20 protein-coding genes are annotated in these 16,345 nt (G+C 60.4%); 4 read left to right on the top strand and 16 right to left on the bottom strand.

Annotation, left to right across the window (positions count from 1 at the left end; genetic code table 11):
* Nucleotides 1-41: 41 nt before the first annotated feature.
* The 3 genes from hisH to BLR25_RS21780 are packed head-to-tail and all read right to left on the bottom strand — an operon-like array spanning nucleotide 42 to nucleotide 1,424.
* Nucleotides 42-686, bottom strand: a complete 645-nt coding sequence (hisH, locus tag BLR25_RS12085) for an imidazole glycerol phosphate synthase subunit HisH (RefSeq protein ID WP_091937930.1) — start codon at nucleotides 684-686, stop codon at nucleotides 42-44.
* Nucleotides 686-1,273, bottom strand: a complete 588-nt coding sequence (gene hisB / locus BLR25_RS12090) for an imidazoleglycerol-phosphate dehydratase HisB (protein ID WP_091937932.1) — start codon at nucleotides 1,271-1,273, stop codon at nucleotides 686-688. Before hisB ends, hisH begins: the two co-directional genes overlap by 1 nt.
* Nucleotides 1,274-1,292: 19 nt before the next feature.
* The gene (locus tag BLR25_RS21780) at nucleotides 1,293-1,424 is read right to left on the bottom strand and encodes a hypothetical protein (RefSeq protein WP_281245580.1); all 132 of its coding nucleotides are present in this window, start codon (nucleotides 1,422-1,424) and stop codon (nucleotides 1,293-1,295) included.
* Here BLR25_RS21780 and hisC point away from each other — a divergent pair.
* Both hisC and BLR25_RS12100 read left to right on the top strand, forming a co-directional pair.
* Complete coding sequence (gene hisC / locus BLR25_RS12095) at nucleotides 1,423-2,511, top strand: histidinol-phosphate transaminase (protein ID WP_091937934.1); 1,089 nt, start codon at nucleotides 1,423-1,425, stop codon at nucleotides 2,509-2,511. The two genes, BLR25_RS21780 and hisC, sit on opposite strands and share 2 nt — an antisense overlap.
* Nucleotides 2,512-2,536: 25 nt before the next feature.
* Nucleotides 2,537-3,226, top strand: a complete 690-nt coding sequence (locus BLR25_RS12100; protein ID WP_091937937.1) for a nitroreductase — start codon at nucleotides 2,537-2,539, stop codon at nucleotides 3,224-3,226.
* 62 nt (nucleotides 3,227-3,288) lie between these two features.
* On the opposite strand, the gene hemG is transcribed toward BLR25_RS12100, so the two are convergent.
* The 13 genes from hemG to BLR25_RS12165 form a co-directional block, all read right to left on the bottom strand.
* A complete protein-coding gene (gene hemG, locus BLR25_RS12105; protein ID WP_091937940.1) occupies nucleotides 3,289-3,816 on the bottom strand; it encodes a menaquinone-dependent protoporphyrinogen IX dehydrogenase in 528 nt (175 codons plus the stop codon).
* 3 nt (nucleotides 3,817-3,819) lie between these two features.
* The gene (gene hisD, locus BLR25_RS12110) at nucleotides 3,820-5,130 is read right to left on the bottom strand and encodes a histidinol dehydrogenase (RefSeq protein ID WP_176785865.1); all 1,311 of its coding nucleotides are present in this window, start codon (nucleotides 5,128-5,130) and stop codon (nucleotides 3,820-3,822) included.
* Entirely contained in the window at nucleotides 5,130-5,774 is a 645-nt protein-coding gene (gene hisG / locus BLR25_RS12115; RefSeq protein ID WP_091937942.1) for an ATP phosphoribosyltransferase, read from the bottom strand. The genes hisD and hisG overlap by 1 nt, the downstream gene beginning before the upstream one ends.
* A 39-nt stretch (nucleotides 5,775-5,813) precedes the next feature.
* Nucleotides 5,814-7,067 carry a UDP-N-acetylglucosamine 1-carboxyvinyltransferase gene (murA, locus tag BLR25_RS12120; RefSeq protein WP_091937945.1) on the bottom strand — a complete coding sequence of 418 codons (1,254 nt, stop codon included), beginning with the start codon at nucleotides 7,065-7,067 and terminating at the stop codon, nucleotides 5,814-5,816.
* Nucleotides 7,060-7,302: a BolA family protein gene (locus tag BLR25_RS12125; protein ID WP_091937947.1), complete on the bottom strand. Its 243-nt coding sequence runs from the start codon at nucleotides 7,300-7,302 to the stop codon at nucleotides 7,060-7,062. The genes murA and BLR25_RS12125 overlap by 8 nt, the downstream gene beginning before the upstream one ends.
* A gap of 5 nt (nucleotides 7,303-7,307) precedes the next feature.
* Nucleotides 7,308-8,060 carry an ABC transporter permease gene (locus BLR25_RS12130; protein ID WP_091937949.1) on the bottom strand — a complete coding sequence of 251 codons (753 nt, stop codon included), beginning with the start codon at nucleotides 8,058-8,060 and terminating at the stop codon, nucleotides 7,308-7,310.
* Nucleotides 8,057-8,983 (bottom strand): ABC transporter ATP-binding protein, encoded by a 927-nt coding sequence (locus BLR25_RS12135; RefSeq protein ID WP_091937952.1) that lies wholly within the window; start codon nucleotides 8,981-8,983, stop codon nucleotides 8,057-8,059. The genes BLR25_RS12130 and BLR25_RS12135 overlap by 4 nt, the downstream gene beginning before the upstream one ends.
* Before the next feature lie 26 nt (nucleotides 8,984-9,009).
* Nucleotides 9,010-9,303 carry an STAS domain-containing protein gene (locus BLR25_RS12140; protein ID WP_091937954.1) on the bottom strand — a complete coding sequence of 98 codons (294 nt, stop codon included), beginning with the start codon at nucleotides 9,301-9,303 and terminating at the stop codon, nucleotides 9,010-9,012.
* A complete protein-coding gene (locus BLR25_RS12145) occupies nucleotides 9,300-9,914 on the bottom strand; it encodes an MlaC/ttg2D family ABC transporter substrate-binding protein (protein ID WP_091937956.1) in 615 nt (204 codons plus the stop codon). Before BLR25_RS12145 ends, BLR25_RS12140 begins: the two co-directional genes overlap by 4 nt.
* 68 nt (nucleotides 9,915-9,982) lie before the next feature.
* Entirely contained in the window at nucleotides 9,983-10,681 is a 699-nt protein-coding gene (locus BLR25_RS12150; protein WP_091937958.1) for an MlaA family lipoprotein, read from the bottom strand.
* Nucleotides 10,682-10,692: 11 nt separating this feature from the next.
* The gene (mlaD, locus tag BLR25_RS12155) at nucleotides 10,693-11,163 is read right to left on the bottom strand and encodes an outer membrane lipid asymmetry maintenance protein MlaD (protein ID WP_091937959.1); all 471 of its coding nucleotides are present in this window, start codon (nucleotides 11,161-11,163) and stop codon (nucleotides 10,693-10,695) included.
* Nucleotides 11,163-11,969, bottom strand: coding sequence for a lipid asymmetry maintenance ABC transporter permease subunit MlaE (mlaE, locus tag BLR25_RS12160; RefSeq protein WP_091937961.1), 807 nt, complete (start codon nucleotides 11,967-11,969; stop codon nucleotides 11,163-11,165). Before mlaE ends, mlaD begins: the two co-directional genes overlap by 1 nt.
* Nucleotides 11,962-12,774, bottom strand: coding sequence for an ABC transporter ATP-binding protein (locus tag BLR25_RS12165; RefSeq protein ID WP_245715543.1), 813 nt, complete (start codon nucleotides 12,772-12,774; stop codon nucleotides 11,962-11,964). Before BLR25_RS12165 ends, mlaE begins: the two co-directional genes overlap by 8 nt.
* 245 nt (nucleotides 12,775-13,019) lie before the next feature.
* On the opposite strand from BLR25_RS12165, the gene BLR25_RS12170 reads away from it, so the two are divergent.
* Nucleotides 13,020-14,348, top strand: a complete 1,329-nt coding sequence (locus BLR25_RS12170; protein WP_091937963.1) for an AAA family ATPase — start codon at nucleotides 13,020-13,022, stop codon at nucleotides 14,346-14,348.
* Between the two features lie 110 nt (nucleotides 14,349-14,458).
* A complete protein-coding gene (locus BLR25_RS12175) occupies nucleotides 14,459-16,294 on the top strand; it encodes a type II secretion system protein GspD (RefSeq protein WP_091937964.1) in 1,836 nt (611 codons plus the stop codon).
* Nucleotides 16,295-16,345: the final 51 nt, after the last annotated feature.

Consider the following 16,345-nt stretch of genomic DNA (forward strand, 5'->3'; position numbering starts at 1 on the left):
TTGAGGAAAAAGGGTGGGGAAAGCGCTTCGCGCACTCCGGATCAGGGCTGCCAACGGACGAAGTTGGACAACAGGGTGAGGCCGGCGTGGGCGCTTTTCTCCGGATGACATTGAATGGCGAAGATATTATCCCGCGCCACCGCGCTGGTAAAGGGGATGCCATAGCCGGTCTGCCCAGCCACGCAGGCCGGATCGACGGGATCGACATAGTAACTATGCACAAAATAGAAGCGCGCACCGTCGTCAATGCCGGACCACAAAGGGTGCGGCCGGACCTGCGCGACCTCGTTCCAGCCCATGTGCGGCACCTTGAGCTTCTCGCCAGCAGGGCCTTTCATGCGATCGGCCGGGAAGCGGCGCACCGGCCCGGCAAAGACGCCAAGCCCATCGACATCGCCTTCTTCGCTATGGTCGAAAAGCATCTGCAAGCCAATGCAAATGCCGAGAAAGGGCTTGCTCCGTGCCGCCTCAATGACAACGTCACGGAGACCGCGGGCTTCGAGTTCGCGCATGCAGTCGGGCATCGCACCCTGCCCGGGAAAAACGACGCGTTCAGCCGCTGCGACGACAGCAGGATCGGCGGACACGACCACGTCGCGCCCCTCCGCCACCTTCGCAATCGCCTGCCAGACCGAACGCAGATTCCCCATGCCGTAATCGATAACGGCAATCGTTGCAGCCCCCATCAAAGCGCTCCCTTGGTCGAAGGAACGCTGCCGGCAGCCCGCTCGTCGGCCTCGACAGCCATGCGCAGGGCACGCCCGAAGGCCTTGAAAACGGTCTCGGCCTGATGGTGGGCGTTGTCGCCACGCAGGTTGTCGATATGCACGGTCATCAAGGCGTGATTAACGAGCCCCTGGAAAAATTCGCGGACGAGATCGACATCGAAGGCACCGACCAGCGCACGCGTAAAGTCGACCGAGAACACCAACCCCGGCCGCCCCGACAGATCGATAACGACGCGCGACAGCGCCTCGTCGAGCGGCACGTAGGCGTGTCCATAGCGACGAATGCCCTTCTTGTCGCCCAGCGCCTTGGCCAATGCCTGGCCGAGTGTGATGCCGATGTCTTCAACCGTGTGGTGCGCGTCGATATGCAGATCGCCCCGGGCCTCGACCTCAAGATCGATCATGCCGTGACGCGCCACCTGATCGAGCATGTGATCGAGAAAGGGTACGCCGGTGGCAAAACGCCCACGTCCGCTCCCTTCAAGATCAAGGCGAACCGTCACTTGGGTTTCCAGGGTATTTCTGCTGATTTCAGCCTGCCGCATGCGCACCTCGACGCCAGAGTCACACAACCCGAACCGACAGCCACGACAGGCGCCCGCCGGTTCGCATCAATTCATTGAGTCCGCATGATACCATTTCATGCTTGCAAAGCACCGAAACCGCCGTAAACACCGCCATTTCACGGATCGCCATGAGCCAATTCTGGAGCCCTCTCGTTCATCGCCTGACGCCGTACGTTCCCGGCGAGCAGCCCAAGCTCACCGACCTCGTCAAGCTCAATACCAACGAAAACCCGTACCCGCCGTCGCCGCGCGTCGTCGAAGCGATCCAGGCCGAGCTTGGCGGTGACGCCGCCCGCCTGCGCCTGTATCCCGACCCCAACGCCGATCAGTTGCGCGCCGCCGTCGCCGCCCATTTCTCGGCTTATGACATCGCGCCGGCGCAGGTGTTCGTCGGCAACGGTTCCGACGAGGTGCTCGCCCACGTATTCATGGGTCTGCTCTGCCATGGCCGTCCGGTGCTGATGCCGGACATCAGCTACAGTTTCTACCCGGTCTATTGCGGTCTGTACGGCATCGAACACCGGGCCGTCCCGCTCGGCGAAGCCTTCGACATCCGCGTTGATGACTACCGTCAGGACGCCGGCGGCATCGTCATCGCCAACCCGAACGCGCCGACCGGACAGCTGCTGCCGCTCGCCGACATCGAACGCCTGGCGACGGAACATCCGGAGTCGCCGGTGGTGATCGACGAAGCCTATATCGACTTCGCCGACGACCCGATGCCGACCGCGATCGCCCTCGTCAACCGGCATCCCAACCTGCTCGTCGTGCGTACGCTGTCGAAGTCACACGCCCTCGCCGGTTTGCGTGTCGGCTATGCGATCGGACAAGCGGTGCTAATCGAGGCGCTCGAACGCATCAAAAACAGCTTCAACTCCTACCCGCTCGACCGTCTCGCGCTCGTCGCCGCCACCGCTGCGATGACCGACAGCGCGCACCTCGACGCCACCCGTCGCGCCGTCATGGCCAGCCGGCAGTGGCTGACAGACGCGATGACGGAGATGGGCTTCGAGGTCCTTCCTTCGGCCGCCAATTTCATCTTCGCCCGTCACCCGCAGCACGATGCGGCGCAACTGGCGGCGTCATTGCGCGAGCAACGCATCATCGTCCGCCACTTCAAGGCGGCGCGCATCGACCAGCATCTGCGCATCAGCATCGGCACCGATCTGCAGTGCCGCGCCCTTGTTGACGCGCTGAAATCGATCCTTAATCCCTGAACTTTTCACAGAAGGTACTGGCATCATGACAACTGACAACATCCAAGCGGTTGACGCGGCGATCCGCTCGCGTCACTCAATCCGCCGTTTCCTCCCGACTCCGGTGCCCCGCGAGGCCTTGCGCGAACTGCTCGAACTCGCCTCCTGCGCGCCGTCCGGCACGAACATCCAACCCTGGCGCGTGTATGCACTGGCCGGCAAGGAAAAAGAAGCGCTGTCGACGGCCATCATGGAACGCTTCACCCGCGGCGAAACCGACGGCGGCCGCGAACTCGATTACTACCCGAAAGAGTGGGTCGAGCCCTGGTTGTCGCGCCGTCGCAAGTGCGGCCTCGGCCTCTACAGCTTGCTCGGCATCACCAAGGGCGATACCGACCGCATGAAAGTGCAGACGGGACGCAACTTCCAGTTCTTCGATGCGCCGGTTGGCATGATCTTCACGCTCGACAACCGGCTCGGCAAGGGCATGCTCGTCGACTGCGGCATGTTCATGGGCAACCTGATGGTCGCCGCCCGGGCGCGCGGCATCGACACCTGCGTGCAAGCGTTCTTTGCCGACTACCACAAGACGATTCGGGCGACGCTGAACATTCCCGACAATGAAATCGTGTACTGCGGCATGGCCCTCGGCTATGCCGACCCGAACGCCCCGGAAAACACGCTGATCACCGAACGCGAGCCGGTCGAAGGCTTCACCGACTTCCGCGGTTTCTGATCCCTCGCATCAACGAAAAAGGGGCGCTTCGGCGCCCCTTTTCCTTTGTCTGCGGCCGTTTCTCAGAGCGCGCAGACTTGTTCTGCAAAAGCCTCCACCCGTGACCAATCGGTAAATTCAACGACCGCCGTCGGATCGGTCGGTCCCTTGGTCATCAGCATGATGAAGCGGATCATCAGGCGATCGAAGAAGCGGTAGCGCGGATAATCGAGCTTCCCGGCGAACACATCGACAAGCCCCGGCGTCCATGGCGTGCGCTTGAAAAACTTGCGCACGTAAGGATTGGTATCGGGACGATTCTTTTCCGGCTTGCGGGCGACAATATTCACCGAGAAGAACGCCGTCGGCATCGACTGCAAACGGTCGAGATGCTTGCGAATGAACGCGAATACCTGTGGCTGATGCTTGCCGTAGCGAATGCGCGCACCGATCACCACTTTGTCGAACCGATCGAGCGACACGCTTGCCGCATCGTCGATCGAGACCAGCGCCGCCTCCTGCCCTGCGGCGACGATCCGCTGCTGCACGCGTTGGCAGATCCGCAGCGTCTGCCCGTCAGTCGTCGAATACAGGATCAGGACACTGGCCACCGCCTAGTCTCCCAGCGCGTCCGTCAGACGGTATTCGGCCGAGCGCGCATGCGCCGGCAAGCCTTCGCCATGCGCCAGCGTCGAGGCAATGCGACCGAGTTTCTGCGCCGCCTGCGCCGACACGCGGATCAGGCTGCTGCGCTTCTGAAAATCGTAAACACCGAGCGGCGACGAGAACCGAGCACTCCCGGACGTCGGCAGCACATGATTCGGCCCGGCACAGTAATCGCCGAGCGACTCGGACGTGTACGGACCGATGAAAATGGCGCCGGCATGACGAATGCGATCCACCCATGCAGCCGCATCGGCAAGCGACAATTCCAGATGCTCGGGCGCGATGCGATTGGCGATCATGCAGGCCTCATCAAGATCACGCACGGCAATCAGCGCACCGCGCGCCGCCAGCGAGGCCCGAATCACCGCCTGACGCGGCATCGTCGGCAGCAGCCGATCGATCGCCGCCGCGACTTGGTCGAGATAGCCGGCATCCGGACAGAGCAGGATCGACTGGGCCATTTCGTCGTGTTCGGCCTGTGAGAACAGATCCATCGCCACCCACTCGGGGGCGGTCGAGCCGTCGCAAATCACCAGAATCTCGGATGGGCCGGCCACCATGTCGATGCCGACGATGCCAAAAACCCGGCGCTTGGCCGCCGCCACATAGGCATTGCCGGGTCCGACAATCTTGTCCACGCGCGGAATCGTCTGCGTACCATAGGCAAGCGCTGCAACCGCTTGCGCGCCGCCGATACAGAAGACCCGATCGACGCCGGCCAGCGCGGCGGCCGCCAGCACCAGCGGATTGCGTTCACCGCCGGGTGTCGGCACGACCATGACGAGTTCGCCGACACCGGCCACTTTGGCGGGAATCGCGTTCATCAGCACCGACGAAGGATAGGAGGCCTTGCCGCCGGGGACGTAGAGACCGACACGATCAAGCGGTGTTACCTTCTGGCCGAGAAGTGAGCCATCGGCGTCTTCGTAGTGCCAACTTTGCAGGGGCTGGTGTTCGTGATAGCTGCGCACGCGTGCCGCCGCCGCCTCAAGGGCCTCGCGCTGAACGGCCGACAAGCTGTCGAGAGCCTGTTGCAAGGCTTCGCGCGACAGTTCGAGATCACTCACGGACGTCGCGTCGAGGCGGTCAAAGCGGCACGTGTAGTCGACCACCGCCGCGTCGCCACGCGCCTTGACGTCGGCAAGAATCGCCGTCACAGCGGCATCGACGTCGGCATTTTGCGCCGTCTCGAAAGCCAGCAAGGCCTCGAGTTGCGCCTCGAAGTCGGCATCGCGACTGGAGAGACGCCTGATCGTCATCAGGCCCCCACGACGCCGGCGATCGCGTCCAGAATCGGGACGATGCGCTCGCGCTTGAGCTTGAGTGCCGCCTGATTGACGATCAGGCGCGACGAAATATCGATGATGTGTTCAACCGCGACCAGATTGTTGGCCTTCAGCGTACCGCCGGTCGAGACGAGGTCGACGATGGCGTCGGCGAGACCGGCCAGCGGCGCCAGTTCCATCGAACCGTAGAGTTTGATCAGATCGACGTGCACACCCTTGGCGGCAAAGTGATCGCGGGCGATGTTGATGTACTTTGTTGCGATCTTCAGGCGTGCGCCCTGGCGCACGGCACGCTCGTAATCGAACCCGGCGGGGATCGCCACCATCATCCGGCACTTGGCGATCTTGAGGTCGAGCGGTTGATACAGCCCCTCGCCGCCGTGCTCGATGAGCACGTCCTTGCCGGCGACACCGATATCGGCTGCGCCATATTGCACATAGGTCGGCGCATCGGTGGCGCGCACGATGACGACTCGGACGTCCGGGCGATTGGTCGGAATGATCAGTTTGCGCGAGGTTTCCGGATTCTCGAGCGGTTCGATGCCGGCAGCCGCGAGCAGCGGCAGGGTTTCCTCAAAAATGCGGCCCTTCGACAGGGCAATCGTTATGCCATCCACGGCAATGTCCTCTTAGCGAAATTCTGTCAATCGGCGATTCTAGCGCACCCGCCGAACCTGCGCCCCGAGCCGGGCCAGTTTCTCCTCGATCCGCTCGTAACCGCGATCGAGGTGGTAGATCCGTTCGATCAGCGTCTCGCCCTGCGCCACCAGTCCGGCAATCACAAGGCTCGCCGAAGCACGCAGATCGGTCGCCATCACCGTCGCCCCGTTCAGGCACGGTTTGCCGGTAACCACGGCGTTGTTGCCGTCGATGCGGATGTCGGCGCCCAGGCGGATCAGCTCGACAGCATGCATGAAGCGATTCTCGAAGATCGTCTCGCGAATCACCGCCGTTCCTTCGGCAACGCTGTTGATCGCCATGAACTGAGCCTGCATGTCGGTCGGGAACGCCGGATAGGGCTCGGTACGAATGCTCACGGCCTTGAGGCGCGCTGGCGCCTTGAGCCCGATGGCATCGGGCTCGACGCGAATCTCGCACCCGGCTTCGCGCAACTTGGCCAGCACGGCGTCGAGATAATCGGCCGAGGTCCCGGTCAGGCGCACATTGCCACCCGTCGCCGCTGCCGCGCACAGGTAGGTCCCGGTTTCGATGCGGTCAGGCATGATCGAATGGGTGGCCCCATGCAAGCGCTCGACCCCCTCGATGACGATCCGGTCGGTGCCGGCACCACTGATGCGCGCACCCATGGCAATAAGGCAATTGGCGAGATCGACGACCTCCGGCTCGCGCGCGGCGTTCTCGATCACCGTCTTGCCCTCGGCCAGCACCGCCGCCATCATCAGGTTTTCGGTGCCAGTCACGGTCACCATGTCGGTAATGATCCGCGCGCCCTTAAGCCGTTTTGCCCGCGCCAGCACATAACCCTGCTCGACGCTGATTTCGGCGCCCATCGCCTGCAAACCCTTGATGTGCTGGTCAACCGGCCGGGCGCCTATCGCACAACCGCCCGGCAACGACACCTTCGCCTCGCCACAGCGCGCCACCAGCGCCCCGAGGACGAGGATCGACGCGCGCATGGTCTTGACCATTTCATAGGGCGCCACCGGCTGCGTAATACTGCGCGCTTCAAGCACCAGCCCTTCGTTGCCGTCGAGCGTGACGCCGACTCCCATCTGGCCGATCAGGCGCAGCATCGTCGAGATGTCGTTGAGGTGAGGGACGTTGCGGAGGAAAAGCGGCTCGGACGTCAGCAGGCTGGCGCACAGAATCGGCAGTGCCGCGTTCTTTGCTCCGGAAATGGCGACCTCGCCGCCCAACGCGGCACCGCCGCAAACGAGCAACTTATCCACGCGCGGCGCTCCATTCGTCCGGCGTCATCGTCTGCATCTGCAGCGAATGCAACTCACCGCTATCAAAGTAGGGCTTGAGCAGGGCATTGACCATCTGCTGCCGCTGGACGCGGCTCTTGCCAACGAACTGCGAGCTGACGATCAGCGCCTTCGGATAATTTTCGTCGCCCTGGACGCTCAAGCCCTCGCAGGGCAGACCGTCGGCAATGATTTTCTGGACTTGTTCGGGACTCATGGACCTCAATACCTCAATTTGTAACCGCGACGCAGCATAGTGTACGTTCCCCATGCCACGGCGCACAGGCAAGCAAGCGCGACTGCCAGGCACTTCTCTGGCGCCGCGTCGGAAACGCCGAAGAAACCGTAACGAAACCCGTCGATCAGATAGAACACCGGATTGAAGTGCGACACCTGCTGCCAAAACCACGGCAGGGAATGAATCGAATAGAAAACACCGGACAGCATGGTCAGCGGCATGATCAGGAAATTCTGGAAACTCGCGAGCTGATCGAACTTGTCGGCCCAAATGCCGGCGACGATCCCGAGCGAGCCCATGAGCGCACCGCCCACGACTGCGAAGACGAGGATCCAAAGCGGTGCAGCCAGTGTCAACGGCGCGAACCAGACCGTCACCGTCAGCACGCCGACACCGACCATCAGACCACGCAATACCGCTGCAAACATGTAGGCCAGAAAGAATTCGGCGTGCGAAATCGGCGGCAACAAGACGAAGACGATATTGCCAGTCACTTTCGACTGGATCAGGCTCGACGAACTATTGGCAAAGGCGTTCTGCAGTACCGACATCATGACCAGGCCGGGAATCAGGAAGGCGGTGTAGCGCACGCCATTGACCTGCACCTGTGCATCGAGCACGTGCGAGAAAATCAGAAGATAAAGCAGCGCCGTCAGCACCGGCGCAGCGATCGTCTGGAAACTGACTTTCCAGAAACGCAGCACTTCCTTGATCAGCAGTGTGCGAAACCCGGTCATCGCATCACCCCGGCCACGTCCGATTTACCGTCCTGCATGACGCTGACAAACACATCCTCGAGATCGGTCTGCGCCAACTGCATGTCTTCGATGACGCCCCCGGCGGCGCGAACGCCGGCCAGCACGGCCTCGACCTCGGCAAGATTCCCGAGCCGAATCGTCCAGCGACCCTCGGCACCCGTCGCCTTGCCCGCGAACGGCGCCGGCAAGCCAGCCTTGCCGCCAAGTCGCAGCGTCAGCGTATGACCGGAATAGCGCGCCAGCAGGTTATGCGTCGAGTCGAGCGCAACCAACCGACCCTGCTTGAGCATGGCGATGCGGCCGCACAGTGCCTCGGCTTCCTCGAGGTAATGCGTTGTCAGGATGACGGTATGCCCGTCCTGATTCAGGCGCCGGATGAACTGCCAAAGACTCTGGCGCAGCTCGACATCAACGCCCGCGGTCGGCTCGTCGAGCACGATGACCGGCGGACGATGGACGAGCGCCTGGGCAACCAGCACCCGCCGTTTCATGCCGCCCGACAGGCGGCGCATATTGGTCTCCGCCTTGGCGGTTAGATCGAGCGCATCGAGAATCTCGTCAATCCAGTCGTCGTTGTTCCGGATGCCGTAGTAGCCCGACTGGAAGCGCAAGGTTTCGCGCACGCTGAAAAAGGGATCGAACACCAGTTCCTGCGGGACGACGCCCAACTGTCGCCGTGCCTGGCGATAGTCGCCAATGACATCATGTCCGAGAATTGACAAACGCCCGGCAGTCGGCCGGACAAGACCGGCAAGACAGGAAATCAGCGTCGTCTTGCCAGCACCGTTCGGTCCGAGCAAGCCGAAAAACTCGCCTTCGGCAATCTCCAGCGAAACGCCGTCAAGCGCGCGCAGGCCGGGAAAATCCTTGACGACCTGTTCGATGGAAACGGCGATGCCCATGCTGACCGACGACTGGCGTCCGCCGCTCAGGCGAGCGGCAAGGTTTCGAAAACGCCGTACAACTTGGCCTGGCTGACCATGCTGGCCGGCAGACTGGCAATGCGCAACTCGATGCCGGCCTGCTGGGCTGTCCGTAGCCAGGCGAAAACGACGGCCAACGCAGACGCATCGGTTTCCGTCACTGCCGACAGATCGATCTGCAACGCCGCCGTCTTTTCCGCCGCGCGCAAAAGACCACGCCCTGCTTCAAGCAGGGCGGTCGCATTCCCGTTCAACATGGCCCCCGAGACCTCTAGGGCATTGCCGTTTCGTTCAATCATTTTTTGCCGGATTCCAACTGCTTGTTCTTGTTGACCAGCATCTGGATCAGACCATCGACCCCGTTGGCACGCACCTCCTGATTGAAGGTATCGCGATAATTACTGACCAGACTGACGCCGGCGACGACCACGTCATAGATTTTCCAGCCGTTGTTATCCTGACGCTCCACCGAGTAATCAAGCTGGATCGGTTTGCTGCCCGGCTGGACGATTTCGGTCTTGACGATGACATCGGTATCACCGGCCTGCATCTTCGTCGGCTTGTAACGCACCGTCTGATCGCGATAGCTCGTCAACGCATTTGAATAGGTTCGCACGAGCAGGGCCTTGAACTCCTCGGTCAGGCGCTTCTTCTGGTCCGGATTGGCCTTGTTCCAATCACGCCCCATCGCCAGCGCGGTCATGCGCTGGAAATTGAAGCTCGGCAAGACCTTGGCTTCGACGAGTTCGATAGCCTTCTTGGTGTTCCCGTTCTGGATGTCCTTGTCCTGACGGACGATGGTGAGCACCTCGTCGGTGATCTTCTTGACCATCGCATCCGGCGATTCTTCCTGAGCAAACGCCGTCACCGAAATCAGCGCAGCGAACAAAAACGAAACCAGCGACTTCATCACATTCCTTATGTTACGCAACAGACCGCGCGGCGGCCATTTTTGATAAATAGGCAAAACAACCCGCTTTACTGACCGACATCGCGGCGGCGCTTCTGCAAATACGCGTCGCGAATATACGTATATTTATCGAATGCCGCCTGATCGACCACTTTTTCAGCTGGTAGCAGGCTGGCACGCAAATCGATCAGACGAATACCGGCCAGGGAATTGCGCAACGCCACATCGTCGACCTGACGCACTGGGTCCACAGCCCAGTCAACGCCCCAACCGAAGGTGTCGCGCGTCGTTCTCGGGCCAATGATCGGCCAGTAGAAATACGGCCCTTCGCCAACGCCCCAAACCGCGAGCGTCTGGCCAAAATCCTCGGAACGCTTGTCCAACCCCATTTCGCTGGCGACATCGAAAACGCCACCGATACCGATGGTCGTATTGATCAGGAAGCGTCCGGCATCGGACAGTCCGTCGCCGCCCTTTCCTTGCAGGAAACTGTTGATCGAGGTCCAGAAGTCCGACAGATTGCCGAAGAAATTGCCGACACCGGCCTTCACCGGCAAGGGAGCCGCCTTGTCGTAGCCCTGCGCGACTGGTTTCAGCACGATGTCGACCGTCTCATTGACCTTGAACATCGCGCGATTGAATCCCTCGTATGGGTCGTTGGGACTCTCGGCGGCAAACGCGCCGCCACCGCAGAGCAGCGCCGCGACCAGTGCCGTCGAGCGCAAGTGTTTTTCCCAATGAGCTTTCACGTTGAATCCCTTCTTCATCTCAAAATCCGTCACTTCTTGTCCGGCCCCTCGGAGGCCTTGCTGAACATGAACTGACTGATCAATTTTTCCAGCACAACCGCCGACTGTGTCTTGGCAACCGTATCACCGGACTTGAGCATCTTTTCGTCGCCGCCGGCATCAAGACCAATATACTGCTCGCCCAGCAAACCTGCCGTCAGGATGGACGCAAACGTGTCCTTGGGAAAGCGATAGCGGCTATCGATCGTCATCGTCACAACGGCTTCGTAACTTTGCGAATCAAAGCCGATCTCGGTAACACGACCGACGACAACCCCAGCGCTCTTCACTGGACCGCGCACCTTCAACCCACCGATGTTATCAAACTTGGCAGTCAGCTGGTAAGTCTCGGCAAAATTCGCCGACGACACGTTACCGACGCGCAGCGCCAGAAACAGCAAGGCCGCGAAACCGATCAGAACGAAAAAACCCACCCAAAGATCCATCAACTTACGACTCATTACATCCCCCGGAACATGAAGGAGGTCAGCACGAAATCCAGCGCCAGAATGGCCAGCGCCGAATATACGACGGTCCTCTTGATCGACGACGAAACGCCTTCGGCCGTCGGCGTGGCATCGTAGCCCTCGAAAACGGCAATCAAGGAAACCGCAACCCCGAAGACAAAACTCTTGACGATTCCGTTCCATACATCGAAACGAAAATCCACCGAACCCTGCATCTGCGACCAGAAAGCCCCTTCATCGACACCGATGAAGACGACACCGACCAGATAGCCGCCGAAAACACCCACCGTCGAGAACAGAGCGCTCAACAGCGGCATCGACAGGACTCCGCCCCAGAAGCGCGGAGCAACCACCCGGGCAATCGGATTGACCGCCATCATATCCATCGCGGTCAATTGCTCTGTCGCCTTCATCAGGCCGATTTCCGCCGTGATCGACGACCCCGCCCGCGAGGCAAACAGCAGCGCCGACACCACCGGACCGAGTTCGCGCGTAAGCGACAAGGCCACCAGAACCCCCAGTGCCTCCGATGAACCGTAGCGCTGCAAAGTCTCATAGCCCTGCAAACCGAGCACCATGCCGATGAACAGGCCGGACACAAGAATGATCAGCAGCGACTGGAAGCCGGAAAAGTAGATTTCGCGCAGCGTCAGGTTCAGTCGCCGGAACGATTGCCCCGAATACACCAGCAACATGACAAAGAATCGCGCAGCAAACCCGAGTCGCTGCAGTCCGTTGTTAACGCGACGTCCGACCGCCCTGGCCAGCGCAACAAGCACAGAAACGACCCGCTCAGCCATTCGCCTTCTCCCGCATCAACTCGCCGACAAAGGGATCGGCCGGATAGTGGAAATGAACCGGGCCGTCGGCCTCGCCGAAAACGAACTGATGCACAAAGGGATCCTCGGACGCGCGGATCGCTTCTGGCGTTCCCTGCGCGACGATCTGCCCGTCGGATACGAAATAAACGTAATCGACGATCTGCAAAGCCTCCTGCACGTCATGCGTCACCAGCAGCGTCGTCGCACCCAGCGCATCGTTGAGCTTGCGAATCAGTTGCCCGATCACCCCCATCGAAATCGGGTCGAGACCGGCAAACGGCTCGTCGTACATGATCAACATCGGGTCGAGCGCGATCGCGCGCGCCAAGGCAACCCGGCGCGCCATGCCGCCGGAAAGCTCAGACGGCATCAGGCGATGCGCGCCGCGCAAACCAACCGCATTGAGCTTCATCAACACCACGTCGCGAATGAGCTCTTCGGACAGGTCGGTGTGCTCGCGCAAGAGGTAGGCAACGTTATCGAATACGGAAATATCGGTAAACAGGGCACCAAACTGGAACAACATGCCCATGCGCCGACGCATCGCATACAGCTCGTCGTGGCTCATGCCCGGAACCGACTGTCCATCGACAAACAAAGTCCCGCTAGTGGGCCGCAACTGACCGCCGATCAAGCGTAGCAGTGTTGTCTTGCCACAGCCGGAGTTACCCATGATCGCGACCAGCTTGCCTCGCGGAATCTCCATGTTGATCCCTTTGAGGATTGCCCGGTCGTCATAGGAAAAATTAAGCTCGGTGATACTCACCAATGTATCGGATGACACGAAAGCTTCCCATTTCAAAACAGCAGGCTATTATACCCGAAGGCATTTCCAGCCGTGATAACTACCATGGTAAATATGAAATAATGCAGACGTCCTCAAGACGGCCAAAATCGGGATGCCAAGGCAATGAACGATAAAGGGAAGCGGTCAAACACGTCGAACGAAGTGAGACCGCAGGGGTTGGAAGCAAATTTGACAGATCCGCTGCTGCACCGCGCGGATCATGCCCGCACTGCCGGAAAGCGATGACTTATCTCGACCACTTCGGCCTGCGCGAACCGCCATTTCTGGCGGAGACAGCTCCCGCCTTCTTTTTCCCCGGAGGAAAACGCGCCGCTACGCTCGAAGCGCTGATCTATGCAGTCACCCACGACGAAGGCATCGTCAAGGTCAGCGGAACACAAGGCAGCGGAAAAACTTGCCTGTGTAGAATGCTCGCCGGACGACTGCCGGCATCGGTTCACACCGTCTACCTGACGAATCCGCTGCAGACGCCCGAGGAAACACTTTTAATCACCGCCGAAAATCTGCCGCCTTCCTCGCTTGCCGACGGCAAGAAGCCGCCATTCGAGCGCTTGCGAGAGCGGCTGAACGACATCCGCGCCACCGGACAACGAACCGTCGTCCTCATCGACGATGCGCATATCATGCCGATCGAAACGCTGGGAATGATCGGACGACTCGCCATTCCGGAAACCGGCCAGGAACGACTCCTGCATATCGTTCTCTTCGGCCAAAGCGAACTCGACATTCGCTTGCGCAACCCGGAAATCCGCTGGCTGCGCGAGCGAATCACCCATAATTTCGCGCTCGACCCACTATCCCGCCAGGAGGTTGAAGCTTATCTGACGTTCCGCCTGCGCACTGCGGGCCATCGCGGGCAAGCGCTGTTCTCCCCCGCCGCAATCGACCATATCTACCTGGCAACCGAGGGATTGATCGGCAGCATCAACGAACTCGCCGACAAGGCCATGCACCGCGCCTGCACCGAACACCTTGCACAAATCGATCCACAACAAATCGAAACCACCGTTCCTGCCAAGCCCCACCCCGTACGCACCAAACGGAACAATGCCGCCATCCTCGCAACGACCGGCGCGTTGATCGTCGGCCTCGGCGCTGCCCTCGCCCTGAGCCGCAACACTCCGACCACACCCGAAGCAGCAAGCGCTCGCGCGGCCCCTGCCAGCACAAGCGCCGCCGCATCGACGACCGAAGCCCCGTTCTTTTCTCTCACAAGCACCTCGACAGCAACAACCAACCGACTCGAAACACTGATCACCGACACAGAGCGCTGGTTACGGGAAGTCCCCGACTCGCACTTTGTCATCCAGATGCTGAGGACCGACGCCAGCGAGACCGACCGTATCGAAGACTTCCTCGATAACGAAGTCGCCAACCTCGATGCAACGCAGATCCGGGTCTATCGCTCCCGACTCAGCGGCCAGGACCGTCTCGGCATCATTTACGGCGACTTCCCGACCAAGAGCGCGGCTCAAAAAGAGCTGAAACGACTCAATCAGGACAAATCAGCGAGTCAGTACTACATTCGCTCGACTAGCAAACTCAAGTAAAAAAATATTTTTTAAAACCTGTAATATCAGACAGTATGTCTCTATAGGTTGGACAACCATCCAATGCTACGATCACCCTCGCCAACAACATTTAAGGGCGAGAAAAGATCATGGGAAGAAAAATTGGCGCAGCAATTTTGACATTATTGCTAACGTCATGCTCAACGCCGGACAAACACGTCGCGCTTGCCGATCGCTCCCCCGCCCCCGAACGAAGACCTGCAAGAACATCAACCCAACCCGTCGTCCTGCAAGACGCCCCGTCATCAATACCAGCCCACACGGAGCGTGCAGAGACCTATAGCATCGTCGTCAACAACATCTCAGCACAGGACCTCCTGTTCTCGCTGGCTCGCGACGCCAAGATCAACATCGATATCCACCCGGGCCTCAGCGGCACGGTGACGCTACACGCCATCGATCAAACCCTGCCGCAACTGCTCAAGCGTATCTCGCGGCAAATCGACATGCGCTACGAACTCGACGGCATCACGCTTACGGTCATGCCGGACACGCCATTTCTCAAGACCTACAAGGTCGACCACGTCAACATGACGCGCGACACGGCGGGTACCGTCGCCGTAACGACCCAAGTGGCTTCGGGCACAACCGCCGCCAGCGCCGGCAACCTCAGCGTTCCGGTCGCCGGCAACCTTGCCGGCGCCAACAATTCGATCACGCGGGTCGAAAACAAAGCGCAAAACCACTTCTGGGACACCATCACCCGCAACATCCGGGAAATCCTGCACGAAACCGACAAGATCCTGCCGGAAGGAAGTAGCGAGACAGTCGTCGAACAAGCGAGCGCGCAGACCACAAGCGGCACCGGCACGCCACCGCCGGCGAACACGGGCCGTCGCGGCGCGCCCGTGCCTTCGCTGGCCAGCAGCCCCAATCCGGCAGCAATGCAGAACAACGGAACTACCGTCGTTCGCCGCACGACCTTCCGGGAAGCCGCGTCAGTGATCGCCCATCCGGAAAGCGGGATACTCAGCGTACGGGCAACCGCGCATCAACACGAGAAAATCCAGGATTTCCTCGACAAGGTGACGCGCAGCAGCCATCGCCAGGTACTCATCGAAGCCATGGTGACCGAGGTTCGTCTTTCTCGCGACCATCAGCAAGGCATCGACTGGAGCGCTGTGACACTCGGGCGAAGCGGTTTCAGCGTCGCACAAAAAGCAAGCGGCACCATCACGACACCTCCGTCGAGCCTACTCCAGCTGTCCTACAATAACCTGCAATCGCGCGTCGGCGCCATCCGTGCCGCCATCACCCTGCTCGAGGGATTCGGTACCGTCAAGGTCCTCTCGAGCCCGAAGCTGTCTGTCATGAACAACCAGACGGCGGTAATAAAGGTCGTCGACAACAATGTTTACTTCACTCTAAAAGCCGACACCACCGCGAACACCAACACCACGACCACGACCTTCACCACCACACTGCAATCGGTTCCGGTCGGTTTCGTCATGAACGTCACCCCCCAGATCAGCGACACCGACAGTGTCATGCTCAACATTCGCCCGAGCATCTCCAGCGTCGTGGATTACGTCACCGACCCTAACCCGTCGCTCGCGAATCCCTGCGGATTCGGCACCACGGGATGCGCCATTCCGCCGATCGAAAGCCGGATCCCGGTCGTCCGCACGCGAGAAATGGAATCCATGCTGCGCATCGACGACGGCAATATCGCCGTCATGGGCGGACTCATCGAGGACCGCATCGAGAATATCGACAACACCATTCCCGGACTATCCCGCCTACCCGTCATCGGCGAACTGTTCAAACAACGAAGGGACCAATCGATCAAGACCGAACTGGTCATCTTCCTGCGCCCAACGATCCTGCGCGACGCTAGCCTCGAAGGTAATTATGCTCACTTGAAAACTGCCTTTCCGGAAGAACGAATATCCTGGCAACCCGGGCAAGACGGGGTCGTCGAATGAGGGAACATCTCGACATGAGCCCCTCGCCCCCCCGTCCCGAAGCGCGCCAGC

The sequence above is a fragment of the Propionivibrio dicarboxylicus genome (assembly GCF_900099695.1).
Taxonomy (GTDB): Bacteria; Pseudomonadota; Gammaproteobacteria; order Burkholderiales; family Rhodocyclaceae; genus Propionivibrio; species Propionivibrio dicarboxylicus.

Bases quoted from the DNA above. Each gene is read 5' to 3' on its own strand.
- hisH (WP_091937930.1), bottom strand. From the start codon at position 686: ATGGGGGCTGCAACGATTGCCGTTATCGATTACGGCATGGGGAATCTG.
- hisB (WP_091937932.1), bottom strand. From the start codon at position 1,273: ATGCGGCAGGCTGAAATCAGCAGAAATACCCTGGAAACCCAAGTGACG.
- hisC (WP_091937934.1), top strand. From the start codon at position 1,423: ATGAGCCAATTCTGGAGCCCTCTCGTTCATCGCCTGACGCCGTACGTT.
- BLR25_RS21780 (WP_281245580.1), bottom strand. From the start codon at position 1,424: ATGGCGATCCGTGAAATGGCGGTGTTTACGGCGGTTTCGGTGCTTTGC.
- BLR25_RS12100 (WP_091937937.1), top strand. From the start codon at position 2,537: ATGACAACTGACAACATCCAAGCGGTTGACGCGGCGATCCGCTCGCGT.
- hisD (WP_176785865.1), bottom strand. From the start codon at position 5,130: ATGACGATCAGGCGTCTCTCCAGTCGCGATGCCGACTTCGAGGCGCAA.
- BLR25_RS12125 (WP_091937947.1), bottom strand. From the start codon at position 7,302: ATGAGTCCCGAACAAGTCCAGAAAATCATTGCCGACGGTCTGCCCTGC.
- BLR25_RS12130 (WP_091937949.1), bottom strand. From the start codon at position 8,060: ATGACCGGGTTTCGCACACTGCTGATCAAGGAAGTGCTGCGTTTCTGG.
- BLR25_RS12135 (WP_091937952.1), bottom strand. From the start codon at position 8,983: ATGGGCATCGCCGTTTCCATCGAACAGGTCGTCAAGGATTTTCCCGGC.
- BLR25_RS12140 (WP_091937954.1), bottom strand. From the start codon at position 9,303: ATGATTGAACGAAACGGCAATGCCCTAGAGGTCTCGGGGGCCATGTTG.
- BLR25_RS12145 (WP_091937956.1), bottom strand. From the start codon at position 9,914: ATGAAGTCGCTGGTTTCGTTTTTGTTCGCTGCGCTGATTTCGGTGACG.
- BLR25_RS12150 (WP_091937958.1), bottom strand. From the start codon at position 10,681: ATGAAGAAGGGATTCAACGTGAAAGCTCATTGGGAAAAACACTTGCGC.
- mlaD (WP_091937959.1), bottom strand. From the start codon at position 11,163: ATGAGTCGTAAGTTGATGGATCTTTGGGTGGGTTTTTTCGTTCTGATC.
- mlaE (WP_091937961.1), bottom strand. From the start codon at position 11,969: ATGGCTGAGCGGGTCGTTTCTGTGCTTGTTGCGCTGGCCAGGGCGGTC.
- BLR25_RS12170 (WP_091937963.1), top strand. From the start codon at position 13,020: ATGACTTATCTCGACCACTTCGGCCTGCGCGAACCGCCATTTCTGGCG.
- BLR25_RS12175 (WP_091937964.1), top strand. From the start codon at position 14,459: ATGGGAAGAAAAATTGGCGCAGCAATTTTGACATTATTGCTAACGTCA.